The sequence below is a fragment of the Nocardia sp. NPDC127579 genome, from assembly GCF_042672005.1.
Lineage (GTDB): Bacteria > Actinomycetota > Actinomycetes > Mycobacteriales > Mycobacteriaceae > Nocardia.
Genome location: NZ_JBHXVZ010000002.1, coordinates 798,711 through 822,498, shown reverse-complemented (window position 1 = coordinate 822,498; position 23,788 = coordinate 798,711). Strand labels below are relative to the sequence as shown.

Below are 23,788 nucleotides of genomic sequence, written 5' to 3'. Positions count from 1 at the left end.
TCGCATGGCAACTCCCGACTTCATCCGCACCCTGCGCGCGTCCGCAGGTCAGCAGCTGCTCTGGCTCCCAGGCGTGGCGGCGGTGGTGTTCGACGACGCGGGCCGCGTGCTGCTCGGCCGCCGCGCCGATACCGGTCGCTGGGCGGTGATCGCGGGCATTCCGGAACCGGGTGAGCAGCCCGCCGACTGCGCGGTCCGCGAGGTGTTCGAGGAGACCGCCGTGCACTGCGTCCCCGAGCGCATCGCGCAGGTACTGGCCCAGCCGCCGCACACCTACCCCAACGGCGATATCTGCCAGTTCATGGACATCGTGCTGATCTGCCGCGCGATCGGCGGCACCGCTCGGGTCAACGACGACGAATCGCTCGAGGTCGGCTGGTTCGCCGTCGACGCCCTGCCCGAACTGGCTCCGCACGATCACCTCCGGCTCGAGCACGCGCTCGTCGCGGGGCCCACCTGGTTCGCACCCGCCCAGCAGGCCCGGCCGGTGCGTGGTTCGATGGAGTGATGACGGATGGGATCGATGTGCCCCGGATCGTGCTCGCCAGCCGGGAGATCGACGCGCCGGCGGCGGTGCTGTTCGAGCTGATCGCGGATCCGGCCCGGCAGCCGGAGTGGGACGGCAACGACAATCTGGCCGAGGCGTCGCCGGGGCAGCGCGTGCGGGAGGCCGGCGCGGTGTTCTCGATGACGCTCACCAACGGCCATGTGCGGGAGAACCGGGTGGTGGAATTCGAAGAGGGCCGCCGAATCGCCTGGAACCCGGCCGAACCCGGAAAGGAACCGCCAGGCCATCTGTGGCGCTGGGAACTCGAGCCGCTGGACGAGCGCCGCACGCTGGTCACCCACAGCTACGACTGGACCGGCCTCACCGACGAGACGCGCCTCCCGCGCGCCCGCGCCACCACCCCGGATACCCTGCGGGCCTCGGTGGATCGATTGGCGGAGCACGCCGAGCAGTCCTGACCGTCGCGCCCAGTAGGCTCCGCTCCATGGCCCTGAGCGCGACCCTGCACACCTTCACCGTCCACCTCGCCGATGTCGACCGCGGTGTCTACGAGGAGCTCGAGTTGCGGGTCGCCCGGCATCCGTCGGAGACCGCCGAGTTCATGCTGACCCGCCTGCTGGCCTACTGCCTGGAGTACACCGACGGCATCACCTTCAGCGAGGGCGGTGTTTCCTCCACCGACGAGCCGGCGGTTCTGGTGCGCGATCTCACCGGCCGGGTGACCGCGTGGATCGAGGTCGGCGCACCCGATGCCGAACGACTGCACCGTGGCAGCAAATTGGCCGGACGGGCCGCTGTCTACACCCATCGTGATCCGGCCAAGGTGCTCGCGCAACTGTCCGGCAAGCGCATTCATCGCGCCGCGGACATCCCGGTGTTCAGCTTCGACCGCACGTTCATCGATGCCGCGGTGCCCGCCATCGACCGACGCAACACCGCCACGGTCTCCATCACCGAGCGGGAACTGTTCCTGGAACTGAACGGTCAAGCGTTCAGTACCCCGGTCGAAGCACACGACATCGGCTGAATCCGGCAAATGCCGCGTACGAAACAATGTGCGCCGCATTGTGATAACACAATCGTTAATCCGGTTAATCAATTGACGGTCGCCGGATCCACGCATTCGGAATTACGCCGGAATCGATAGTGCGCGCGCGGATCGAGTCGTATCGTGGTTCTGCTCAGACCGCCGGGTCTGCGCTGTTGGATGTGGGCGGGGAGGCGCCAACTCATTCGCAGGATCGCAAAGGAGAAGCCCGTGAAATCAGAACTGTCCGCCGCACAGTGGTTCAAGAGCCGTCGCAGCGGCGCGTCCAAGGATTGCGTCGAAGTCGCGTTCCTCGAGACCGGGCGAGTGGGCGTGCGCGACTCGAAGAATCCGTCCGGCCCCGCCCTGGTGTTCACCCCGGGCCAGTGGACGGCGTTCACCGCTTCCGTCGGCTCGGGCGCCTTCGAGCGGTAGTGCCGGCGCGGAGATCCCGCGCCCGGCGGGCGCCGGATCTCCGCGGTTACCGCGTCGAATTCCGCTGCGCCGTCGGCCGATTCGGCGTCATACGCAGTTGATGCACACGCCGGCGCGGGGCAGCTGCATGTAGCACTGCGAGCACACCGCCGGGCGCGCGGGCTGTGCGGGCTCGGCGCCGGCGTGCGCGACCTGCGTGGTCATCTTGGCCGCGGCCGGGCGACGCCGGCTGGCGACCTTGGGAGTCAGCGGCGGAACCGTGAAGTCCTCGGGCATTTCCGCGCCGTGGAACTGGTAGCACTGCCAGCGCGCGTAGGCGGCATGCAGTTCCAGATCGTCCGGGATCGGCAGGGCCGCCAGTTCGAGCACGTACTTGTACGCCTCGCCGACGGTGTGGTTCTGCCGCACGCACAGCGCGGTCAACGGCGGTTCCCCGGCCTTGTGACAGCGGCGGGCCACCTTGCGCAGAATCGCCTCCATCCAGGTGCGGGTCGGGGCGGCGGTGTGCACGCCCGATACCTCCTGCACCTGTTCGGCCAATTCCGTCACGGTGATGAAATGCCCGTATCCGGTGGCGATCTCGGCGAGAGCGGTGTGTGCGGCCAGCGCCCAGGCCACGGTCGCGTCCTTCAATGGCACCGGGGTTCCGTCGCCTGCTTGCCAAGCCGCCGCCACCGTGGATACACCGCTCTTCGTCACCCGAACAAGTTAGCGCCTTACCCCGCCCTGGTACCAACGGCATGGGCGAGGCGTTGCGCGTGTCACTGGTGATTCCGGTTGGCTCTGACCTCGCCGGGCCGAAGCTGTCGGTCGGTTGTGGCAAGATTTTGCTCAGAAGCACTGCCCGGAGGACGCCGCCGAGTGAAGATGACCCGCCGCACCCGCCGCCGCACGTTGACCGCGGTTCAGCGCCAGGCCGCCCTGCTCCAACCGTTCGCACTGGACGAGTTCGGCGCGATTCTGGCCGCCGCCAGTGGAATTCCGGTGCGCATCCTCGCCAGCGATTCGCTTCCGCCCGCGGTGGCGGGTCGCTGGATTCGCACCGGCTCCGGCGACCTCATCGAATACGACGCCGACCTCCCGGATATCGCCCGGATCAATACCGTGCTGCACGAGGCAGGTCATATCCTGCACGGCCACACCAGTCTCGAGGTCGGCCCGGCGCTGTGCTCGATCATCAGTCCCGCCGCGATCAACAATTTCGCGCGGGTCCGCTATCGGTCCGCCTACGACTCCGCGAGCGAACGCGAGGCCGAGACCTTCGCCCGGCAGACCTTGCGCGCCATGCTGTGGAGCGATACCGATATCGGTGAGTCGGCGAATATCCGTGGGGCACTTGGCTTTCCCCGCACCCGGATCGGCTAGCCGATGGGGCAGTTCGTGGGGGTGATGGCCGTCCTGATCCTGGTCGGGGTGTGCGCTCTGCTCTGGCAGCTCACCCCGCAGGGCGCGCGCGGGCAGCGCACGCCCATCGGGATCCTGCTACTGCTCGCGCTCAGCTTCCTCTGCCTGACGCCGCCGGCGGAGGCGCTGTTCAGCGCGGTCCGCGTCAATCTCGGTTACCTGGTGGGTCATCTGGCCGGGTTGTCCGCGATCACGCTGACCACCCTGTACTGGGCGCACACAATCTCCGACGATCCGCGCGATCGGCGGGGTACGCCGATGCTGTACGGCGCGATCGGCGTCCTGCTGATCGCCCTGTTCCTGACCTCGCCGCAGCAACAGGGCGGTGTGGGATTCGCGCGCGAGTTCGCCGACAGTCCCCGGATCCAGCTGTACTGGATGATCCAGGCGCTGCTCATGATGCACACGCTCGGCACACTCGGCACAGCCGTCCTGCGCGCCCGGCGGCGCGAACAGCATTGGCGGCGCGCGCTGCTCGGGGTGCTACTGGGCGTGGTCGTGCTGTACGCGCTGTACGAAGCGTGGGTGATCGTCGTGGTCACGGTGTGGCCGACGATCCCGCCGCTGTGGGCGCGGGTGCTCACGGCGACGGTGCAGGTCGGCGCCAGTCTGCTGCTGGTGGCCGGGAGTATCGGCCCGGCGGTGCTGGGCGCGGTACGCGGTACCCGGCTGGCCCGGGCCTACATCGATGAGCTGACCCCCGTGCACGCGTGGCTGACTCTGCGCTATCCGCAGGTTCGATTCCGCGACCGGATGAGCCGCCGGCGCGAGACCCGGGTGACGGACATGCTGATCGAGATCAGCGACGCACTGCGCCTGTTGCAGCGGGAGGCGCCGGCGCTCGCGGCCGCCCATGGGCTCGACGATGCGGTGATCCGGGCCCGGGCTCGCCTCAGCACCCATTGCGCCGCCTACGAATTGGCGGCTGCCCGTTCGTTTTCGATGCTGTAGCATGACGCTCACTCGACGGTGAGCGCACGATACAAGGGAGAGCGGCATGGGGGACTCGGCCTTCTCGGACCGGCTGGAGTATCTGTTCCGCACCATGCCCAATTCCGACGGCAGGCGGTATACAGCCGATGAGATCTCGCGCCGGGCCAGCGCGCAGGGCTATCCGATCTCGGCCGTGTATGTGGCGCAGCTGCGGTCGGGGCTCAAGCAGAATCCGTCGCTCAAGCACGCCACCGGTCTGGCCGCCGCGTTCGGTGTGGACATCCGGTTCTTCACCGATGACGAGGCGTGGCAGCGTGGCCGCCAGGAGATCGAGTATCTGCGGCTGAGCACCGCGCCCGGCGTGGAGGCGGTGGCCTTCCGCGCGATGGATCTGTCGCAGCAGTCACTGGCCTCGCTGATCGACTACCTGAAGTTCCTGCGCGTTCAGGAAGGTCTTCCGGCGGACCCGCCGGACCTGCCCGAGGCGCACTCCTAGCCGGGATTCAGACCGGAGTTACCAATTCGTGACGCGAGTCACAATTTCGATCAGGTTCGGAAAATCGCGCGCCTACCGGCGGATCAGTCGGCACTTGACCTAGATCACAGTCCGATTCGGGCGCTTATGAAACTGTAAGTTACTTTTCAGCAACATTCTCTTGGACACTTGACCATGGGTACTCGGTCGAGGACCTGCGGCCCGCCAATCGGGACCGCGCCACTGAGGGAAAGCAAAGACATGAAGTTCAGCAAGCTCGCCGCGACCTCGGCTCTGGTTATCGCGGCTCTCGGCATCGCCACCGGCACCTCGCACGCCGAGCCCGCCCCGTCCCCCGTCATCCCGTCGTTCCTCGACGGCGTGGATCAGGGCATCAAGCAGGTGCTGCCCAATATCGGCTGGAAGACCTCGCTCGAGGGCGATTCCGTGGTCGTCGAGACCACCGCGGGCTCGCTCAGCACCGACAACGGCCAGTTCCAGGTGCGTGACAACGCCGGCAACGTGGTCGTCGGCCTCCCGCTCGCCTACACCCTGAACGATCTGGAATACCCGATCAACGCCAGCGTCGAGGGCCTGCGCGCCGTGCTGACCCCGGTCAAGGATCCCGGCGCCGCCACCCCGGTCGGCCTGCGCCACGACGTGGTGCGCCAGGACGCGTTCGACGACGCCGTGTCCGCCGCCGCCACCCAGTTCGGCATCATCACCTCTATCGGCACCCTGATCGGCACCATCGTCGGCGGCGGCTTCGGCTGCGCCATCGGCGGCGCGGGCGGCCTCATCCTGGGCCTGCCCGTCCTGGATCTGGGCGGCGCGACCGGTATCGCCGGCTGCCTCGCCGGTGCCGCGGTCGGTATCCCGCTGGGCGCCGCCGCCGGACTGGTGCTGACCGGCGTCCCCGCCGCGATCATCGTCGGCATCGGCTTCCACAACCGCATCAACGCGCCCGAGAACCAGTAGGCGCCACACGAATCCGGCCCGGTCCGCAACCAAGCGGACCGGGCCGTTCGCGTCTACAGGGCAGCTCGCGGTGGCACGATGACGCAGGTGCCCACGTTGCAGCCCGACTATCCGATCCGCACCGAACGACTGCTGTTGCGTCCCTTGGCCGACGCCGATATCGACGCACTGCTCAGCTACCGCAGTCGGCCGGAGGTGTGCCGATTCGTCCCCTTCGAGCCGATGAGTCGCGAGACCATACGGGAGCGCCTCGCCACGAAATGGGCGAATACCGGACTGAGCGACGAGGGGCAGGAGCTGACGCTGGGCGTCGAGTCGGCCGCCACCGGCGCACTGCTCGGCGATGCGGTCCTGTTCTGGCACAGCCGAATCCACGCCGGCGGCGAGATCGGCTGCATCATGCATCCGGACGCGGGCGGCCACGGCTATGCCACCGAGGCGATGCGCGCCCTACTCCGAATGGGTTTCGAGGATCTGGGGCTGCACCGCATCGTCGCCCGCATCGACGAGCGCAATACCGCGTCCGCCGCCGTAGCCCGCCGCCTCGGCATGCGCCAGGAGGCCCGCCTGGTGCACAACGAGTTCTTCAAGGGCGAATGGTCCACCGAACTGGATTTCGCCCTGCTCGACCACGAGTGGCCGAGCACCCGGTGATCAGTCCTGGACGTACCCCGCGACGAAAGCCGTGTCCGCCCCGACGGTCCCGAGCCGCGACGCGCCGCCGGGGTCGCCGAGTGCACTGTCTCGACCGGGCAGCACCTCGGTGAAGAACCGCGCGTTCTCGGCCACGAACACTTCCTGGCCGGCGGGCATATCGTCCTCGTAGTAGATCGCCTCCACGGGGCAGGCCGGTTCGCAGGCGGAGCAGTCGGTGCATTCGTCGGGATTGATGTAGGCCATCCGCTCGCCGATATAGATGCAGTCGAGCGGGCATTCCTCCATGCAGGCGCGGTCCAGCACGTCGACGCAGGCCGCTCCGATGACGAAAGTCATGATGTCTCCTCGGTTTTCGCTGCCCTGCGGGGGCAGAGTTCCACGATCGCCGCCGACCTCGGGATGCGGTAGACGCCGATCGCCGAGCACCTCATCAGCCGCACTTATGCCCGCTGTCGGATAATCGCCGCATGACCCTCCCACCCGGCACGCCCGACCTCGAGGTGCTCGACCTGCTGGTCTCGGTCGCCGAGCTGGGCAGTCTGGGCGCCGCCGCGCGCCGCCACGGCATCACCCAACCGGCCGCGAGCATGCGCATCGCAGCGCTGGAGCGGCGACTGCGGCTGCGCCTGCTCGACCGCGGCCCGACCGGCTCCGCCCTGACCGGGCCGGGACGAGCCGTCCTCGACCAGGCCCGCTCGGTCCTCGCCGCGGCGCACGCGTTCAATGCCGCCGTGTCGGCGCTGCACGCCGAGGACCGACCGCGGCTGCGCGTGGCGGCCTCGAAAACCATTGCCGACCACCGAATGCCGCACTGGCTCGCGGCCCTGCGCGGGACCCGGCCCGAGGTGACGGTGGCGCTGGAGGTGGGCAATTCCCGCCAGGTCGAACTGTGGGTGCAGCAGGGCCAGGCCGATATCGGATTCGTCGAAGGTCCGCGCGCGCCGGCCGAACTCGCGAGCCGGGTGCTCGGCGGTGACGACCTGGTGGTCGCGGTCGGGCGTGGTCATCCGTGGGCCCGCCGCCGGACACCGCTGACCGTGCGCGAGCTGGCCGCCACCCCCCTGCTGTGGCGCGAACCCGGCTCCGGCACTCGCGACACGGTGTGGGAGTTGCTCGCCGCCACAGCCGAACCACGGCCACCGGCTGGCGAATTCGGTTCCACCGCAGCCATTCTGACGACGGTGCGCACCGGGACCGCGCCGGCGGTGCTGAGCCGGCTGGTCGCCGCCGCCGCACTCACCACCGGCGACCTGATCGAGGTTCCACTCACAGATGCGGTGCTGACCAGGAAGTTTCGCGCCGTGTGGCGGCGCGGGCACCCGCCCGCGGATGCCGGGGAACTGCTGCTCCGATACGCCGAGCTCGCCGAACGGCGGCACCCGGATTGATGTGCCGGGTGCGGAGCGGGACCACGCGGACTACGGTGACCGGGTGGCGGATAACGCGGAAGCAGCTCGGAATCAGTTCGCGGCATTGATCATGACCCGACTACGGGCGCGCGGTCAGCGGGATGTGTCCTACGACTCGGACGAATTCCAGATCACCGCAGGCGATCTGGTGATCAATCTCGGCAATATCTACCGCGAGACGCGCGAGCTGTCGCCGGCCGAGGCCGACGAACGCGTCACCCGATTCCTCTCGGCGATGTCTGATCCCGATCCCGCGCCCGGGTGGCCGGAGGTACGGGCCTACCTGCGCCCGCTCCTGCGCCCCGCCACCTATGGGCTGGGCCCGTCCGAACCGCTGTCACGGCCGGCTTTCCCGTTCATCAACGAACTGGTCGCGGTGGACCGACCGAACTCCCGTTCCATCCTGCTCCAGACCAGCATCGAGGACTGGGGCGTCACCGCCGACGAGGTCTTCGCCGCGGCCCGGGAGAACCTGGCCGCCCTGGTCCGGCCGCACGAAGGCAGCGACGGCAATTCCATCGTGAACTACATCGACAACGGCGACGGGTACTTCACCTCCTGGCTGCTGGAGCCGGGCTGGCTCGCGTCCTTCCGCGCCCGCTACGGCCACCGCCGTCCGGTCGCCTTCATCCCCGAGAACGACAGGCTGATCGTGGTACCCGACGTGCCCGCGATCCTGGAGAAGACCTACGCCATGGTCGAGGAGGAGTTCCAGGCCGCGCCGCGCTCGCTGTCCCCGCAGGGGTACACCCTCGCCGCGGACGACACGGTGATCCCGTTCGATCAGGCCGGACCGCACGAGCAACTGCCTGCCGCGCATCGCGCCCGCTGCGGTCTGGCCGCCACCGAGTACGCCAGGCAGACCGCGTGGCTCAGCGAAACCTACGAGGAGCATTTCGAGATCCCCGCCTACGATCTGGAACCCGCCTTCGTCGCGAAGGTCTCGTTCCTGCTCACCGTGGACGGGCCCTGCACGCTGACGGTCTGGGGCGAGGGCGTGGATTACCTGCTGCCGGAGGCCGATTACGTCGCGTTCCTGCGCAACGACGAATCCGGTGAGCCGGAGCGGCTTTTCGATGTCCCGTTCGCCGCGGTCGCCGAGACCCTCGAGCTGACCCCGATACCGGGCATGAATCCGCCGCGCTACGAGATCCGCAGCTGGCCCAGCGCCGAGCAACTCACCCGGCTGTCCCAGGCCGCGGTCACACTACAGCCTGCGGACTGAGCCGCCCGCGCGCTTTCCGACCGCGAAACACACAGGATCTCCATCAGCGTGTGCTTCGATCAGCCGGTGAGCACCGACGGGATCGATACACAGCTCGCGCAGTGGCGGATCTTCCTGCGCGGCCAGGGCACCGCGGGCGAGGCACTGGATGCCCGGCTGCGGTCGGGCATCGAGGAATTGACCGCGACCGGTCTGCGACCGGACGAGAGCTTCCTCGTCGCGCTGAAACGGCTTGCCGCCGAGGACGGCCGGGCGCATGAGTTCGCTCGCACCCACTCGGCCAGGCTGTGGCGTGAACTCGTCCTGAGTGACCGTGCGGAGCGCACCGGCGACCGTCGCGCGCTGCTGACCATGCTGGTCTGCGCGGTGGCGGCGGCGATCGCGATCAAGCTGCCCGCCCTGCTCGGCGCCGATCTCGACGATCACGGCGAGTTCTATCTGCGTAACCTGGCGCTGTTCACCCTCGCGCCCCTGGCCCTCTATTTCGGGCTGCGCCGCGCGGTGTCGGTGACGACCGGCCTGGTGCTCACCGCGCTGTTCCTGCTCGGCGCGGTCGCCGCGAATGTCTATGCACTGGACACCGATTCGCAGTCACTGGCGCTGACCGCCATCCATCTGCCGGTGGCGCTGTGGCTGGTGGCCGGCGTCGCCTACGCGGGCGGCGACTGGCGCTCACACGAGCGCCGAATGGATTTCATCCGCTTCACCGGCGGCTGGGTGGTCTATCTGGTGCTGATCTATCTGGGTGGCGGCGTGCTCACCGCCATCACGGCCGGCACCTTCGACGCCATCGGCATCGAGGTCGAGACCTTCGTCGGCGAGTGGCTGGCGCCGTGCGGCGCGGTGGCGGCGATCGTGGTGGCTGCCTGGCTGGTGGAGACCAGGCAGGGCGTCATCGAGACGATCGCGCCGATGCTGACCAGGATCTTCACGCCGCTGTTCACCGTCGTCCTGCTGGCCCTGCTGGCCGGTTTCGGACTGAGCAGCACCGGCGTGGAGGTGGACCGCGATGTGCTCATCCTCTTCGACCTGTTGCTCGTGGTGATCCTGGGTCTGCTGCTCTACTCGATCTCCGCCGTCGACCGGCCCGAGCGGCCGACCCTGTTCGACCGGCTCCAGTTGGCGCTGGTGGTGAGCGCCCTGCTGGTCGATGTGCTGGTGCTGGCCACCCTCACTCTCCGGATCACCGAGTACGGCTCCTCCCCCAACAAGGTCGCCGCCCTCGGCGAGAACCTGATACTGCTCACCAATCTGGCCTGGTCGGCGTGGCTGCTGTTCGGATTCCTGCGCGGGCGTATGCCTTTCGCACGCCTGGAACGCTGGCAGTCCGGGTATCTGGTCGTCTACGCCGCCTGGGCCTGGATCGTGATCCTGGCCTTTCCCCCGCTGTTCGGCTTCCGCTGACTCAGGCGGCGGCGATGGCGATCACCGGCTGCCGCGCCGGATCCAGCCACCGCATGACCGCGTCGAGGTCGGCCGCGGGCAGGGCGACGCAGCCCGCGGTCGGCTCGCCGGTGGCCACATGCAGGAAGAAGGCCGATCCGCGGCCGGGCTGTGCGGGCCAGCGGTTGTAGTCGATGACCACCGCGCGGTCGTAGGCCCGGCCGACGGCCCCGAGGCGTTCACTGGCCCGTTCGTCGAACGGGCACAGGCCCGGCGGGCACAGGAAGGGCAGGTTGTAGAGCAGCGAGCGCGAATCCCCGACCCACCAATCCCACTGCGTCACTTGGCGATACGGTAGTCGAGTGCCGTATCCGGGCAGATTTCCGAATGCCTGGCTCAGCCCCCATACCCCCGCCGGGGTGCGCGCGATGCCCTCGCCCGCCGCGCCGACACCGTCGGCTCCGACGAAGCCCGAATAGGGTCCCAATGCGCGAATCCACCTGTTACCCACGCGATCCCATGCCGATATCGACGCGATGGTGGCACTCGCGCCGAAGGTGTGCACCGTGAGTACCTGACCGGCGGGTCCGTCGTAGCGGACGGGCATCTCCGCCGCGCGAGCGGGCGCGCTCGACAGCGCCAGCACGGCCGAGAACAGGCAGAACAGTGTTCGGAGTCGCGTCGCGATGGGCATCGGGCATTGTCTCCGGCCGGGCCGCCGGGCGGGCCGACCGCCCGCACGGGCGGCGTGTCTCCGACTCCGGTAGGTCCGAACATCGTCCCCTGGTAGGTGTCGCGGATCGCCGGCGGCGGGCAGATTGGTGCGATATCTCGATCGAGGGGGACTTCGCAATCATGCCAGCCATCTCCGCCCGCACATTGCGCGCGGGCCAGATCACCACCACCCTGCTGCACTGCGGCGATGCCGAGGCCGAGGAGGCGGTGCTGTTCCTGCACGGGTCGCCGGGTAACGCGGCGGATTGGCTGCACTTCCTGCCCCGGGTCGGCGAATTCACCCGCGCCATCGCCATCGATCTGCCCGGCTACGGCGCCGCCCGCACCTTTCCCGGTTTCGACCACCGCGTCGAAGGCGGCTACCGCGAGTTCCTGATCGCCGCGATCGAGGCACTGGGCCTGCGTCGAGTTCACCTGGTGGGCCACGACTTCGGCGTGCCGTGGGGATTGGCGTGGGCGGCTGCGCAACCCGAACGGGTCGCCTCGCTCACCCTGATCGACGCCGGCGCGCTGCTGGGCTACCGGTGGCACATCTGGGCCCGGATCTGGCAAACCCCGATCCTCGGCGAGATCACCCAGGCGGTGACCAACCGCACCGGCATGCGCTGGCTGCTGCGCCGCGCCAACCCGCGGCTGCCCCGCGATTTCATCGACCACCTGTACGCGGGCTACGACCAGCACACTCGCCGCACCGTGCTCGAGCTGTACCGGGCCGCGCGGGAGCCCTCCGGCATGCTCGCCGAATCCGCCTTCGACCTACCCCGCGACGTCCCGGCCCTGGTGCTGTGGGGCGAAGCCGATCCCTGGCTGCCCGCCCGGTACGCCGACGCCCAGGCCCGCATCTGGCGCACGGCCGAGGTCCGGATCCTCCCGGGCCTGGGCCACTGGCCCTTCGCCGAGGACCCCTCCGCCGTCGCCACCCACCTGCTGCCGTTCCTGCGACGGCACACGGGTAGCACCGTGGCGGGAGCCCCGCTAGCTCCGTAGAGCGATGTCGCACAACGAGTGCGCCACTAGGTTTTTCGATATGCCTGTCGTGTCGTCGTCGAAATCGGTTGTCACCGTGCTGCTGCTCGCCGTCGTCGCGATCCTGAGCGGCGGTGTCGCGAATGCCGCTCCGGCGGAGCAGGTTCCGGTGCGCCACGACGTCGAGTTCGACAGTCACGGGCTCACGCGCGATAACCATGCCTACCGCCCGGTTGTTCGCCGGAACCGGGCTGTTCTCCGAGGTGGATCACGACCCCGCGGCGGTGCTCGAGTCCGTGCGCGTACCGATCCTCGCGCTCTGGGGTGAGCGCGACACCCTGGTGCCACCGGCCGAAAGCGCGCGGATCTTCCAGGCGGCCGCGCGCCGGTCCGGAAATCATTCCATGACAACGCGATTCATCCCGGGCGGCGGTCACAACGGTCACCTCAGCGCCGACGGCTTCGCCTATCAGGGCGGACTCGTGCACAACGGCAAGCCCCTCGGCGCGCTCGGCCCCGGCTACGCCGACACCATCACCGCGTGGGTCGCGGCGGTCACCAGCGGCGATCCCCCGGCCTCGAGCGCCGAACCCGCACCAGTCCAGTCCTTCGACAGCCGCGCCGCGTCCACTGGGGTCTGGTACGAGGCGACCGGGCTGCAACTGGGCCTGCTCGCCGGCTTGCTACTGGCCTTCGCCGCGTACCCCGTCACCGCGCTCGCGCGAAACGCCCGATTCACCGCCGATACCGCGACCCGCCCGCTCCGCCGACTGGCCCGCTGGCTCGCCGGGCTCGGGTTCGTCACGGTATCGGGCACGGTCGCGTACCTGCTGTGGACCTTCACCACTGGCGGCAAAGTCGCGCCGCCCGTGGTCGGCGACCGCTCGCTGCCCTGGTCGCTGTTGCAACTGCTGGCGCTCGCGGCGGCTGTTGTGACGGTGACGTTCGGCGTGGCTGGGTGGCGAGCCCGGGCACTGCTGGGCACCAGGCTGCGAATCAGGCTGATGCTGCTGCTGTGCGCGGCCGTCGTCCTGCTGCCGTGGGCCGGATACTGGCGGCTGCTGGCGCCCTGAACCGGGAATGAGTAGTGACACCTAGTCGAATCGGGTAGGCGCACAGGTTCGGCGGGGCCGCTGTTCGGCGAGGCTTGACGCATGAACAGAACTTTCACCGGGGGAACGCGGCGGGCGACGGCGCGGGAGCGGGCGAGAAGCATCCGGCTGCGGACTGTTTCGGGGACACTGACGGGCGTCTACCACGCGGCGACGGCGCATCCGGCGCTGTGGCGGCGGATGGCCCGGACCTACCATCCGAGCCTGACCCGCCTGGCGCGGGCGCACGCCACGGCGGCCTGCCGCCTCGCGGCGGTGGAGGTGCCCGCCTACCGGGCCTTCCTCCAGCCGTCCGGCTCCGGAAACGCCAAGCGGCTCACCGACTTTCCCGAGACCGACAAGTCCAACTACGCGGGACGCTACGACGAGGAGAGCCGCTGCCGCCGCGGCCGCCTGCACCGCGCGGGTGTCATCGTCGACGAATCGTCGGGTTCGACCGGCACGCCGTTCAATTGGGCGCGCGGACCGAAGGAATTGCGCACGATCTACCGCAACGCGGCCGGCTACGTGCAGCTGGCATTCCCCGGCGATCGGCTGTTCGTCATCAATGCCTACTCGATGGGCGCGTGGGCGACCGGAACCACCACCGGCGCCGCACTGGCCCGGATCGCCATGGTGAAGAACACCGGACCCGACCTGGACAAGATCATCGACACCCTGCGGCATTTCGGCCCGGGCTACGACTACGTCGTCGCGGCCTACCCGCCGTTCCTCAAGCATCTGCGCGACCGGCTCGACGAGCTCGGGTTCGACTGGGACGCCTACCGTTTGCAAGGAATGGTGGGCGGCGAGGCGATGACCGAGGCGCTGCGCGACTACCTGGAGCAGCGGTTCACCCGGGTGCGCTCCGGCTACGGCGCCAGCGACCTGTCGATCGGCATCGGCGCGGAAACCGGCTTCACCGTCTGGCTGCGCAAGCAGCTGGCGACGGACGCCGAGCTGCGCCGCGCCCTGCTCGGCGCCGACGAGCAGCGGCTGCCGATGATCTTCCACTACAACCCGCTGGAGACCTTCCTCGAGGTCAACGAGCGCTCGGAACTGCTGTGCACCATCACCTCCCGGCACTGCCTGCAACCCAAACTGCGCTACAACATCGGCGACGAGGCCCGGGTGCACGCCCTGCCCGCGGTGCTGGGCGCCCTGCGCCGGGATCCGGAGCGCTGGGCCGAATTCCAGCGCCACCGCGGCGCGGACCGGATGAACCTGCCGCTGCTGTTCCTCTACGGCCGTGCCGACAGCACCGTCTCCTACATGGGCGCGAACCTCTACCCGCAGGACGTGGAATACGGCCTGTATCAGGACAATCCGCTGGCCGATCGGATCTCGCGGTTCTGTCTGTCGCTGGAGGAACTGCCGGACCTGGAATCGCGACCGGTGGTGAATCTGGAACTGCGCGACGGCGATCTGGACGCCGCCGAGCGTCTACGGCTGACCGAATCCTGCCGCGACGGCGTGCTGAGTCATCTCGCCCAGGTCTCTCGCGACTTCGCCGCCTCGCTGCGGGAAGACCCTACCGCCGCCGACCTGCGAGTACGGCTCTACGAGCCGGGTGCGGGCCCGTTCGCCGCCATGACCAAGCTGAAGAACTCCTACCTGGTGGAGGCGTCGTGAGAACCACCGATTTCAGTCTGGCTCCGCCGCAGGGGCAGGCGAGCGCCATGTTCGTCGGCGCCACCCGCTACCGTGGCATCCGCTCGATTCTCACCCTGACCCGCACCTGGGTCCGGCTGGTGCGGGATATGCGGCGGATGCGTGGATACCGTTGGCACAAGGTCTATTACGAGTTCCCGTTCACGCTCGGCACCATCGCGTTCTTCGCCGATCGCGACGCCATGCTCGCCTTCGCGCGCAGCCGGCACCATCGCGAGCTGATGGTCTGGGTCACCGACGACACGAAGAACGCCACCGGCGGCTTCATCCGGTTGTACTACGCCGATCCGACGGGCTACAGCAACGGGGTCTGGCGGGCCGAGGACCAGACGATGGCGCACATCCCGACCTTCACCCCGCTGTCCACGGAGCAGGCCGGACCGCCGGTGGTGCGGCGATGACCTTCGAACGGGTGTCGGATTCGCGTGCGCTGCGCAAGTTCCTGGCGCTGCCCGGGCGGCTGCACGATCATCGATATGTGCCGATCCCGCACCAGACCGTGCGGAGCTGGTACCGCGACGGCATCGGGCTGTACCTGCTCCGGGACAGCGCCGGCCGGGTGATCGGCCGCACCACCCTGCACACCGACGCCGCACTCGAGGCCGAACTGGGCAGTCGCGCACAGCTGTTCGGGCTGACCGAATTCCGGCCCGGCGCCGGCGGCGCACTGTTCGACGAGATCTGTTCCGCCGCCGCGGCGAACGGTCGCGCGTCGGTGTTCGGGCCGGTGTCGCTGCTGCCGAACCAGGCGGGCGGCGTCATCACGGCCGGGTTCGCCGAGCGCGGCTTCCTCGACAGCGCCTGGAATCCCGAGCACTATCCGACGGAATACGAAACATACGGATTCACACGGCAATTCGAATCCGATACCTGGATCTGCCCGACCACGGCCGAACCCGGCACGGTCTTCGACTTCGACGACAGCCGGTTGGCCACCGAAGGGCTGCGACTGCACCGGGGCGACAAGAGGCGGATCGCCACGCAACTGCCGATCCTGCGCGAGATGCTGAATGCCGCCTTCGACCGGCTCGGGTACTACACACCGATTTCCGCCGACCAGCTGGCGGCTCAGACCGACGGCCTGGCCTACCTGCTCGACGAATCGCTGCTGCTGTATCTGACCAAGGCCGACCGCCCGGTGGCGTTCGTCCTGTGCGTCCCGGATATCTCCGAGTTCCTGGTCGCGGTGGGCGGCGATCTCGGTCTGCGCAATCAGATTCGGCTGCTGGCCACCCGGTCGCGGTATCGGCGCGAGGCAGTACTCATCATCAAGGGGACGGTGCCCGATGAGCAGGGGCACGGCTATATGCGCTATCTGTCCCGGGAACTGCTGCGCAATCTGCGTGCGGGCGGCTATCAGCGACTGCGCAGCACCTTCGTCGAGCACACCAATCCCGCCTCGGCGGCGCACTTTCGCGCGATGGGCGGGCGGCCGCTGCACGGATACACCTTCTATCGCAAGGATCTCGCGTGAACATCGATGCCGTGCGTGCCCTGGAACCCGCGTTCTGGCGCGCGCCGAGTGCGCACAACACCCAGCCCTGGACGCTGACCTATCATCACGATCACGTCGATGTCGGCTGGGATCCGGCCCGCACGCTACCCGAGAGTGATTCCGGCGCACGCGATCTCATGCTCGCGCTGGGCGCGTTCGTCGAATGCTGTCTGATCGCGTGCGCGGATGCCGGGCTGGCGATCGACTACGAACCCGATCCCGGCGCCCAGCGGATCGGCCGCCTGGTCGCCGCCGGTCTGCCGTACGAGACGCCGTACACGATCGAGGATCTGTTCCGCCGCGCCAGCCATCGCGGCGCGTATCGGCCCGGCCCGCTGGACGCCACGCTGCGCTCGCGGATCACCGGCCTCGCCACGGCAGGTCACGCCGCGCTGCGCTACCTACCCGCCGACACAGCGAATCCGCTTGCGCGACAGGCAGACCGGCACATGTTCGACAACCCGTCCGTCGTCGGCGAACTGCGCGCCTGGCTGCGCCTTTCGGCCGCTCATCCCGACTATCGGCACGACGGCCTCACCGCCACCGCACTCGGCCTGACCCGGGTCGAGGCCAACGGCCTGCGCCTGGCACTCGCCGGCTACCCGGCGCTGCGCCGCCTCGGGCTGCCGCGTCTACTCGCCGCACAGAGCGGATTCGACAGCGCCGGAGAACTTTTCGTCCTCGTCGCGAATCCCGGAGAGCCGATCGAGGCCGGGCGCACGCTGTTGCGCATCTGGCTGGAGCTCGCGCGCCGCGGCCACGCCACGCACCCGCTCAGTCAGATCATCGATTCGCTGACCACCCGCGGCGTACTCGCCGACGCGCTCGGCATCGCCGATCCGGCCACCCTGCTGCACATCGCCCGAGTCGGCAGACCTGCGGCCACACCCGCGCCGTCCTATCGGCGCCGGACCGAGAGTTCCACTAGAAATAAAGTTAGGCTAACCTTCGGTTCGTGAGATTTAGCCTAACCCGAATGACGGCACGCTGGCGCGCCGCCCTCGCCCTGCTCCTGCTCGCGGCACTCGCGGTAGTCACGGGGTGCGGCAGTTCCGACACCGAAACCGCGGCCACCGGCGGCACCCGCGAGGTGCAGACCGCACGCGGACCCGTGACGGTGCCCGCCGACCCGCAGCGCATCGCCGTCGTCAACGGCTCGCTGGCCGGATACCTCTTCGACCTCGGCGCGAACGTGAAATCCGTCGACCCGCGCATCCTCGGCGTCACCCTGGCGCCGGGCGAATTCCCCGCGGCCTGGGCCGAGGACGCCAAGCGCCAGGGCGTCACCATCCTGCCCTCCGGCGACAACCTGAACCTGGAGTTCATCGCCGCCCAGCAACCCGATCTGATCATCGGCGGCGGCCAGGGCTTCCCCGGCCAGCAGTCCATCGACGCCTACGACAAACTGTCGGCGATCGCGCCCACCGCTCTGGTGCCGTCCAACCTCACCGCCTGGCAGGACCAGCTGAAATCGGTGGCCGACATCGTCGGCAAGGCCGACCGGGTACAACCGCTCAGCAACGCCTACACCGCCAAGGTCGCCGAGGTGAAGGCGGCCATCAAGATTCCGGCGGGGACGGTGTCGGTGCTCCAGTCCCGCATGGACGGCAAGCCCTCGCTGATCGCACCCGGCGGCCCGTTGGCGACCCTGCTCACCGATGTCGGTTTCCAGGTCGACGCCACGGTGGAGGCCAAGGCAGGTAACCCGGCCCGGCCCGCCGCGGCCGACTGGGTCACGATCAGCCCGGAAATGCTGTCCGTGGTCGCCGACGCCCCCTCGCTGTTCGTGGTGCGCCTGGACGGCGGCCGCAGCATCGAGCAACTGAAGCAGGATCCACTGCTGGCGGCGCTGCCCGCCTTCAAGTCCGGCCAGGTCTACGACATGCCATCGACCAGCCAGCGACCCGACTACCGCAACTCCATGGCAACCCTGGATCTGCTGCTGAAGCAGTTCGGCTAGCGCCACGGTGGCACTATGGATGGTCTGAGCTTGTTTCCACGATCCACTTCCGCCGACCAGGAGGACCGAGATCCATGGCAACACTTCAGAACATCCGCCGCCGCGCCCTCGTCGTCGCCGCTTTCGGCGCGATGGGGGCGGCTGTCGTCTCCACCGCCGCCCCCGCGCTCGCCGAGACCAGCATCGATGCCACCGCCCTGGGCCCGGAGAACGTCGCGGTCGACTACAGCTGCGATGCCGCCGCGGGCGTGACGGCCATCAAGGTGATGGTCGGCGAACCACAGGCCGACCGCCCCTCGGCCGGGGGCGCGCAATCCGACCTCACCTGCGACGGTGCCCGGCACAACACGGTGGTCATGCTGACCGGCACGCGCCTGGCACCGGGTCAGACCGTCCAGGTGCGGGTGGCGCTGGTCGACAGCACCGACAACGTCGTCACCGGCCAGGCCAAGGTCGCCAGCTTCTGACAATCGAGTCCCCATTTGCCGATAGTTAACTAGCATCGGCGCAATGACCGATAAACAGAAGCTGAGCACAAAGTTCGTGGCGGTTGCCGCGACGGCTGCGGCAGTGGGGTTGTTCGGTGCCTGCAGCAGCGACGACAGTGACGACAAGAGTTCCGTCACCACGTCCATGTCCACCTCCGCCGCGATGCCCACCTCCACGTCGGCGGCAGCGATGCCCTCGGCCGTGCAGCCGGGCACGCCCGCGGCCATCCTCGCCGCCACGCCGTGGGAAACGACCTCGGCGAAGAATGCCTCCGGGGCGGAGGTGCCGCTGACCAACGACAATGTCAAGAACTTCGTCGGCTACGCCTATTTCGAGCCCGACGGCACCTTCACCATGTTCAATCTCGACGACACGCCCAAGATGCAGGGTGACTGGTCGGTGTCGGCCGACGGCAAGACCCGCACCATCGTCGGCAAGAACGACGCGGGCGTGGAAACCAGCAGGCGCGTGGTCGACATCGTCACGCTGACCGACCAGGAATTCACCTACCGCGTCTACCCGAACAACGACGACAAGGCCGTCTACTACGACATCGTGCACACGCCGACGACCCATCCGGAACCCCAGTAGTCCGAGTGCGTGCCGGGTCCGACCGGGCCCGGCCTTCGGTCAGTCCGCGAGTGGCGGACGTCCGCCGTCGAGTGCGTGGGCGAGGGCGGCCTCCAAACCACCCAGCAGATAGATGATCTGCCACTCCACGAGTTCGGGGGTGGCAACTCCCATGGTGTGCGCGACGCGCGTTGCTTCGATCGCCGCGCCCCAGATCATCGCCGCGATCATCCGGCCCAGCGGCCCGGGGTCGCGGCCTTCGCGACGCAGCGTCTCCTCCACGACGCCGGCGATGGCATCGATCAGCCGCTCCAGCAGCGCGCGGCCGAGCGTCGGTTCGGGCCCGCGGCCGTTGATCGCGATGGCCACCACGCGCGCGCCCTCCGGGTGCGCCAGGCCGTAGCGGACGGCCGCGCCGAGCGCCACCTCGAGCATCTCCCGCAGCGGCCGGCCGGGCAGGTCGGCGTATACCGGCAGCAGCGCCGCCTCCATGATGTCGGCTTCGCGGCGGAACAGTCTGCCGAACAGTTCCTCCTTCGATCCGAAATGCGCGTACAGCGTCGGCTTGGTCGAGTTCGCCTCGCGGGCAATGGCTTCCATGCTGGCCCGGCGGTAGCCGGACGCGGCGAAGACGACGCGGGCGGCGTCGAGGAGCTGGTCGTCGGTCGGTCTGCGACGTGTCGGTGGCATCGGAACCAGGCTCTCATGCCGAGCTACCCGGCAGCGACCCACTCCCGATCCAGAGCTTTACTTTCAAGTAAAGCTGTGTCACCGTGTGATGGCTCCAGCAGACAAAGCAGTCACCACGGAGGGCTCGTGCCTCATCCTCAGAAATCCGCGTCCCGGATTCTTCGATTCGTCGCGTGCGCGGCCCTGACCGCGGGTGTCGCGGTGGGGGTTTCGAACGCCACCGCCCACGCCGATCGGTCCGCGACCGACGCGGCCTTCTATCAGCCTCCGGCCGGATACGAACAGACCAGGCCCGGAACGATTCTCGCCAGCCGGACCGTCGACCTGCCCGGACTGCGCACGCTGCCGGTGGCCGCGCGCGCCTGGCAACTGCTGTACCGGACCACCGCCTCGGACGGATCGCCGTACGCGTCGGTGACGACCGTGCTGGTCCCGGACGGCCCGAGTCGGCCGCGGCCGCTGCTGTCGTTTCAGATGGCCTACGACTCGATCGATCCCGACTGCGCGCCGTCGCAGACGCTGAGCCGGCCTGCCTCCGGCCTGTCCGGCCTCGAAATCGCCTCGGCGACAGCCGGATTGACGAAGGGCTGGGCGGTCGCGCTACCGGATCCCGGCGGCATCGACGCGCACTTCTTCACCCCGCGCGAAATGGGCTACGCCACTCTGGACGGTATCCGTGCGGCCGAGAACTTCGCGCCGCTCGGCCTGGCGGGTGCCGCGACGAAGGTGGCGATGTGGGGCTACTCCGGCGGCGCCATCGCCAGCAGCTGGGCGGCCGAGCTCCAGCCCGCCTACGCACCGGAACTGACCATCGCGGGCGCCGCCCTGGGTGCGCCGGTGGTGGATCTGTTCGGCGCCCTGCGCACCGCGAGCGGACAGGCCACCGCCGGTCTGGTACCGCTCGGCATGGCGGCGGTCTCCAAGGACGACCCCGAGTTCGCGGCCCGGCTCGATCGGTACCTCACCCCGTTCGGGCGTCAGGTCATCGCCGGTGTCGCGAATCAGTGTGTGCGTGATGTCGTGGGGCAGAATGTCTTCCGGCCCGTGGCCGAATACTTGAACGTGCCGATCGACCAGGTACTGGCGGATCCCGTGATCGCCGCCGCCACCGCTGCCCGTGGACGCGGCTGGCACGCGCCGACCGCCCCGATCTATGTGTACAACGGCACACACGACGAGGTCAGCACCATCGGCGGCACCGACCGCATGGTGGACGCCTACTGCGCCGGCGGCTCGTCGGTCACCTACGTCCGCGACGAGATGCCCAACGTCGGCAGCGCGCACGGCATCGTCGCCGTCACCGGCCTGGGCGGCGCCTTCGACTGGATCACCCGCGCTTTGACCGGCGACCAGCCGGTCCAGGCTCCCGGCTGCGCCATCCGGACCGTCGCCACCACCGCCACCGATCCGGCCAACGCCGCCGTGCTCCCCGGCTATCTGACCGCGCTGGCTCAGGTGACCCTGAGCTCGCTGGGCGGTAACCGCTGATCCGGTCGGAAATCTGAAGACTATCCGCAACGAAACTATGATGGGCGCATGACCGCACTGGCGCCCAAGCGCGACGAGCCCGATCTGTCCTACCTGCTCGACCACACCAGCCATGTGCTCCGCACCAGGATGGCGGCCGCGCTGGGCGAGATCGGGCTCACCGCGCGCATGCACTGCGTGCTGGTGCACGCGCTCGAGCAGGAGCGGACCCAGATCCAGCTGGCCGAGATCGGGGACATGGACAAGACCACCATGGTGGTCACCGTGGATGCCCTGGAAAAGGCCGGTTTGGCCGAGCGCCGGCCGTCCAGCACCGATCGGCGCGCCCGGATCATCGCGGTGACGCCGGAGGGCGCGAAGGTCGCCGCGCGCAGTCAGGCGATCGTCGACGGAGTACATCGGGAGACGCTGGAATCGCTGTCCAAATCGGGCCGCGACAACCTGTTGCGCGCCCTCACCTCCCTGACGGAAGGACACCTGGCCGCGGCCGTCGAGGCACCGGCGGCGCGTCGCGCCCGCCAATAATCCCCTTACATATTGTCTGCAACAGAACTATCTAGTACGGTCACTTCTCATGACCGGCTCCAAACGACTCGCACTCACCGTCTTGTCGGCGGCGACGCTGATGACCATCCTCGACGGCAGCATCGTGACCGTGGCGCTGCCCGCCATCCAGCAGGACCTCGGCTTCACCCCCGCCGGACTGAGCTGGACCGTGAACGCCTACCTGATCGCCTTCGGCGGACTCCTGCTGCTGGCCGGTCGGCTCGGCGACCTGATCGGCCGAAAGTCGCTGTTCCTCACCGGGAACGCGGTCTTCACCATCGCCTCACTGCTCGCCGGTGCGGCCACGACACCCGCCATGCTGGTGGCCGCCCGGTTCCTCCAGGGCGTGGGTAGCGCACTGGCGTCGTCGGTGGTGCTGGGCATCCTGGTCACGTTGTTCACCGAGAACGGCGAACGCGCCAGGGCCATCGGGATCTTCAGCTTCACCGGAGCCGCCGGCGCGTCCATCGGCCAGGTGCTCGGCGGAGTGCTCACCGACGCCATGAACTGGCACTGGATCTTTCTCATCAATGTGCCGATCGGGGCGCTGACCATAGCCTTCGCCATCAAGTCACTGCCCGCCGACCGCGGGATCGGACTGTCCGCGGGCGCCGACGCACTCGGCGCGCTGCTGGTGACCGGCGGTCTCATGCTCGGCATCTACACGGTGGTGCAGATCGAGCAGTACGGCTGGACCTCGGCGCGCACACTGGGCCTGGGCGCGATCTCGAGCGCGCTGCTGCTCGGCTTCGTCGTCCGGCAGCGGACCGCGCGCACGCCGCTGCTGCAGCTGCGAATCTTCCGCTCCCGCAGCGTCTCCGGCGCCAATCTGGCCCAGATGCTGACCCTGTCGGCCATGTTCGCATTCCAGATCCTCGTCGCCCTCTACATGCAGCGGGTGCTCGGCTACAGCGCGCTGGCGACCGGCCTGGCCATGCTGCCCGCCGCCGTCGCCATCGGCGGCGTGTCACTGTTCGCCTCGGCTCGGCTGATCACCCGGTTCGGCGCACGGACCGTCCTGCTGGCGGGACTGGTGCTGCTGCTGGCCGGAATGGGCTGGCTCACCAGGCTTCCGGTCGAGGCCTCCTACGCGGTGGATCTGCTGCCGATGATGGTACTGATCGCCGGCGGCGGGCTGGTGCTGCCCGCGCTGACCACGCTGGGTATGGCCGATGCCGCCCCCGCGGACGCCGGGCTCGCCTCCGGTTTGTTCAGCACCACCCAGCAGGTCGGCATGGCCATCGGCATCGCCGTACTGTCCACCCTCGCCGCCGCGCGCACCGGTACCGAATTGGTGGCGGGCGCTACCGAGGCAGCGGCCTTGACCAGCGGATACCGGCTCGCCTTCACCGTCGCCGCCGGACTGCTGGCCGCCGCCCTCGTGGTCGGACTGCTCGTGCTGCGCCGTCCCGCCCACACCACCTCCCGGCAACTCGCACCGGCCGCCGCCCACTGATTTCCCCTCTGCTGAACGGACTTTCGCAATGCGCTTCCTATCCGCCCTGATCGCGGTTCTATTCGTACTCGTCGGGGTCACGACCGCCCACACCGCTCCGGCGCAGCCGCCGGGCTGGACCAGCGCCTGGACGACTTCGCCACAGCTGCCCAGTAAGACCATGCCTCCCAACTGGTCTCAGGAGGGATTCACCGATC

At 68.8% G+C, this 23,788-nt stretch carries 28 protein-coding genes; 24 read left to right on the top strand and 4 right to left on the bottom strand.

Annotated features, from left to right (window positions below; translation table 11 throughout):
• The first annotated feature begins 4 nt into the window (after nt 1-4).
• The 4 genes from ACFVMC_RS11440 to ACFVMC_RS11425 all read left to right on the top strand — a co-directional run bounded on the left by ACFVMC_RS11440 (nt 5) and on the right by ACFVMC_RS11425 (nt 1,970).
• Entirely contained in the window at nt 5-508 is a 504-nt protein-coding gene (locus ACFVMC_RS11440) for an NUDIX domain-containing protein (protein ID WP_379209144.1), read from the top strand.
• The gene (locus ACFVMC_RS11435; RefSeq protein ID WP_379209142.1) at nt 508-966 is read left to right on the top strand and encodes an SRPBCC family protein; all 459 of its coding nucleotides are present in this window, start codon (nt 508-510) and stop codon (nt 964-966) included. The genes ACFVMC_RS11440 and ACFVMC_RS11435 overlap by 1 nt, the downstream gene beginning before the upstream one ends.
• 26 nt (nt 967-992) lie before the next feature.
• Nucleotides 993-1,535, top strand: a complete 543-nt coding sequence (locus tag ACFVMC_RS11430) for a YaeQ family protein (RefSeq protein ID WP_379209140.1) — start codon at nt 993-995, stop codon at nt 1,533-1,535.
• A gap of 231 nt (nt 1,536-1,766) precedes the next feature.
• Nucleotides 1,767-1,970 carry a DUF397 domain-containing protein gene (locus ACFVMC_RS11425; protein WP_379209139.1) on the top strand — a complete coding sequence of 68 codons (204 nt, stop codon included), beginning with the start codon at nt 1,767-1,769 and terminating at the stop codon, nt 1,968-1,970.
• Between the two features lie 87 nt (nt 1,971-2,057).
• On the opposite strand, the gene ACFVMC_RS11420 is transcribed toward ACFVMC_RS11425, so the two are convergent.
• Nucleotides 2,058-2,669: a hypothetical protein gene (locus ACFVMC_RS11420; protein ID WP_379209137.1), complete on the bottom strand. Its 612-nt coding sequence runs from the start codon at nt 2,667-2,669 to the stop codon at nt 2,058-2,060.
• A 162-nt stretch (nt 2,670-2,831) separates the two neighbouring features.
• Here ACFVMC_RS11420 and ACFVMC_RS11415 point away from each other — a divergent pair, with 162 nt between their 5' ends.
• The 5 genes from ACFVMC_RS11415 to ACFVMC_RS11395 all read left to right on the top strand — a co-directional run bounded on the left by ACFVMC_RS11415 (nt 2,832) and on the right by ACFVMC_RS11395 (nt 6,414).
• Nucleotides 2,832-3,335 (top strand): hypothetical protein, encoded by a 504-nt coding sequence (locus ACFVMC_RS11415; RefSeq protein WP_379209135.1) that lies wholly within the window; start codon nt 2,832-2,834, stop codon nt 3,333-3,335.
• A gap of 3 nt (nt 3,336-3,338) precedes the next feature.
• Nucleotides 3,339-4,325: a hypothetical protein gene (locus ACFVMC_RS11410; RefSeq protein ID WP_379209134.1), complete on the top strand. Its 987-nt coding sequence runs from the start codon at nt 3,339-3,341 to the stop codon at nt 4,323-4,325.
• Between the two features lie 46 nt (nt 4,326-4,371).
• On the top strand, nt 4,372-4,803 hold the full coding sequence (locus tag ACFVMC_RS11405) for an XRE family transcriptional regulator (protein WP_379209132.1): 432 nt from the start codon (nt 4,372-4,374) through the stop codon (nt 4,801-4,803).
• A gap of 240 nt (nt 4,804-5,043) precedes the next feature.
• Entirely contained in the window at nt 5,044-5,760 is a 717-nt protein-coding gene (locus ACFVMC_RS11400) for a hypothetical protein (RefSeq protein WP_379209130.1), read from the top strand.
• 78 nt (nt 5,761-5,838) lie between these two features.
• Nucleotides 5,839-6,414, top strand: a complete 576-nt coding sequence (locus tag ACFVMC_RS11395) for a GNAT family N-acetyltransferase (protein ID WP_379209129.1) — start codon at nt 5,839-5,841, stop codon at nt 6,412-6,414.
• Here ACFVMC_RS11395 and fdxA read toward each other — a convergent pair whose 3' ends face one another.
• Nucleotides 6,415-6,753 carry a ferredoxin gene (fdxA, locus tag ACFVMC_RS11390; RefSeq protein ID WP_379209128.1) on the bottom strand — a complete coding sequence of 113 codons (339 nt, stop codon included), beginning with the start codon at nt 6,751-6,753 and terminating at the stop codon, nt 6,415-6,417.
• 131 nt (nt 6,754-6,884) lie between these two features.
• Here fdxA and ACFVMC_RS11385 point away from each other — a divergent pair, with 131 nt between their 5' ends.
• The 3 genes from ACFVMC_RS11385 to ACFVMC_RS11375 all read left to right on the top strand — a co-directional run bounded on the left by ACFVMC_RS11385 (nt 6,885) and on the right by ACFVMC_RS11375 (nt 10,455).
• Nucleotides 6,885-7,805 carry a LysR substrate-binding domain-containing protein gene (locus ACFVMC_RS11385; protein WP_379209127.1) on the top strand — a complete coding sequence of 307 codons (921 nt, stop codon included), beginning with the start codon at nt 6,885-6,887 and terminating at the stop codon, nt 7,803-7,805.
• Between the two features lie 43 nt (nt 7,806-7,848).
• The gene (locus ACFVMC_RS11380; protein WP_379209125.1) at nt 7,849-9,051 is read left to right on the top strand and encodes a hypothetical protein; all 1,203 of its coding nucleotides are present in this window, start codon (nt 7,849-7,851) and stop codon (nt 9,049-9,051) included.
• Nucleotides 9,052-9,117: 66 nt separating this feature from the next.
• A complete protein-coding gene (locus ACFVMC_RS11375) occupies nt 9,118-10,455 on the top strand; it encodes a hypothetical protein (protein ID WP_379209124.1) in 1,338 nt (445 codons plus the stop codon).
• Between the two features lies 1 nt (nt 10,456).
• Here the strand turns inward: ACFVMC_RS11375 and ACFVMC_RS11370 are convergent, their stop codons facing one another.
• Nucleotides 10,457-11,128: a L,D-transpeptidase gene (locus tag ACFVMC_RS11370; RefSeq protein ID WP_379209122.1), complete on the bottom strand. Its 672-nt coding sequence runs from the start codon at nt 11,126-11,128 to the stop codon at nt 10,457-10,459.
• 161 nt (nt 11,129-11,289) lie between these two features.
• On the opposite strand from ACFVMC_RS11370, the gene ACFVMC_RS11365 reads away from it, so the two are divergent.
• From ACFVMC_RS11365 to ACFVMC_RS11325, 9 genes are all read left to right on the top strand, one after another.
• On the top strand, nt 11,290-12,156 hold the full coding sequence (locus ACFVMC_RS11365) for an alpha/beta fold hydrolase (protein WP_379209120.1): 867 nt from the start codon (nt 11,290-11,292) through the stop codon (nt 12,154-12,156).
• Nucleotides 12,157-12,353: 197 nt separating this feature from the next.
• Complete coding sequence (locus ACFVMC_RS11360; protein WP_379209118.1) at nt 12,354-13,208, top strand: alpha/beta hydrolase family protein; 855 nt, start codon at nt 12,354-12,356, stop codon at nt 13,206-13,208.
• An 81-nt stretch (nt 13,209-13,289) separates the two neighbouring features.
• Nucleotides 13,290-14,858 (top strand): phenylacetate--CoA ligase family protein, encoded by a 1,569-nt coding sequence (locus ACFVMC_RS11355; protein ID WP_379209117.1) that lies wholly within the window; start codon nt 13,290-13,292, stop codon nt 14,856-14,858.
• Nucleotides 14,855-15,298 carry a hypothetical protein gene (locus ACFVMC_RS11350; RefSeq protein ID WP_379209115.1) on the top strand — a complete coding sequence of 148 codons (444 nt, stop codon included), beginning with the start codon at nt 14,855-14,857 and terminating at the stop codon, nt 15,296-15,298. Before ACFVMC_RS11355 ends, ACFVMC_RS11350 begins: the two co-directional genes overlap by 4 nt.
• Nucleotides 15,295-16,371, top strand: coding sequence for a hypothetical protein (locus ACFVMC_RS11345; protein ID WP_379209113.1), 1,077 nt, complete (start codon nt 15,295-15,297; stop codon nt 16,369-16,371). Before ACFVMC_RS11350 ends, ACFVMC_RS11345 begins: the two co-directional genes overlap by 4 nt.
• Complete coding sequence (locus ACFVMC_RS11340; protein WP_379209112.1) at nt 16,368-17,351, top strand: hypothetical protein; 984 nt, start codon at nt 16,368-16,370, stop codon at nt 17,349-17,351. Before ACFVMC_RS11345 ends, ACFVMC_RS11340 begins: the two co-directional genes overlap by 4 nt.
• Nucleotides 17,352-17,368: 17 nt before the next feature.
• On the top strand, nt 17,369-18,352 hold the full coding sequence (locus ACFVMC_RS11335; RefSeq protein ID WP_379209110.1) for an ABC transporter substrate-binding protein: 984 nt from the start codon (nt 17,369-17,371) through the stop codon (nt 18,350-18,352).
• 74 nt (nt 18,353-18,426) lie between these two features.
• Entirely contained in the window at nt 18,427-18,819 is a 393-nt protein-coding gene (locus tag ACFVMC_RS11330; protein ID WP_379209108.1) for a hypothetical protein, read from the top strand.
• 43 nt (nt 18,820-18,862) lie between these two features.
• On the top strand, nt 18,863-19,432 hold the full coding sequence (locus tag ACFVMC_RS11325) for a DUF4822 domain-containing protein (RefSeq protein ID WP_379209107.1): 570 nt from the start codon (nt 18,863-18,865) through the stop codon (nt 19,430-19,432).
• A 39-nt stretch (nt 19,433-19,471) separates the two neighbouring features.
• Here ACFVMC_RS11325 and ACFVMC_RS11320 read toward each other — a convergent pair whose 3' ends face one another.
• On the bottom strand, nt 19,472-20,101 hold the full coding sequence (locus ACFVMC_RS11320; protein WP_379209105.1) for a TetR/AcrR family transcriptional regulator: 630 nt from the start codon (nt 20,099-20,101) through the stop codon (nt 19,472-19,474).
• Nucleotides 20,102-20,227: 126 nt separating this feature from the next.
• Here ACFVMC_RS11320 and ACFVMC_RS11315 point away from each other — a divergent pair, with 126 nt between their 5' ends.
• From ACFVMC_RS11315 to ACFVMC_RS11305, 3 genes are read left to right on the top strand one after another with little or no spacing between them, the layout of a single operon-like run.
• On the top strand, nt 20,228-21,589 hold the full coding sequence (locus ACFVMC_RS11315; protein ID WP_379209103.1) for a lipase family protein: 1,362 nt from the start codon (nt 20,228-20,230) through the stop codon (nt 21,587-21,589).
• Nucleotides 21,590-21,637: 48 nt separating this feature from the next.
• Nucleotides 21,638-22,114, top strand: a complete 477-nt coding sequence (locus ACFVMC_RS11310; protein ID WP_379209102.1) for a MarR family winged helix-turn-helix transcriptional regulator — start codon at nt 21,638-21,640, stop codon at nt 22,112-22,114.
• Nucleotides 22,115-22,163: 49 nt separating this feature from the next.
• Nucleotides 22,164-23,591 (top strand): MFS transporter, encoded by a 1,428-nt coding sequence (locus ACFVMC_RS11305; RefSeq protein WP_379209100.1) that lies wholly within the window; start codon nt 22,164-22,166, stop codon nt 23,589-23,591.
• Nucleotides 23,592-23,788 lie beyond the last annotated feature (197 nt).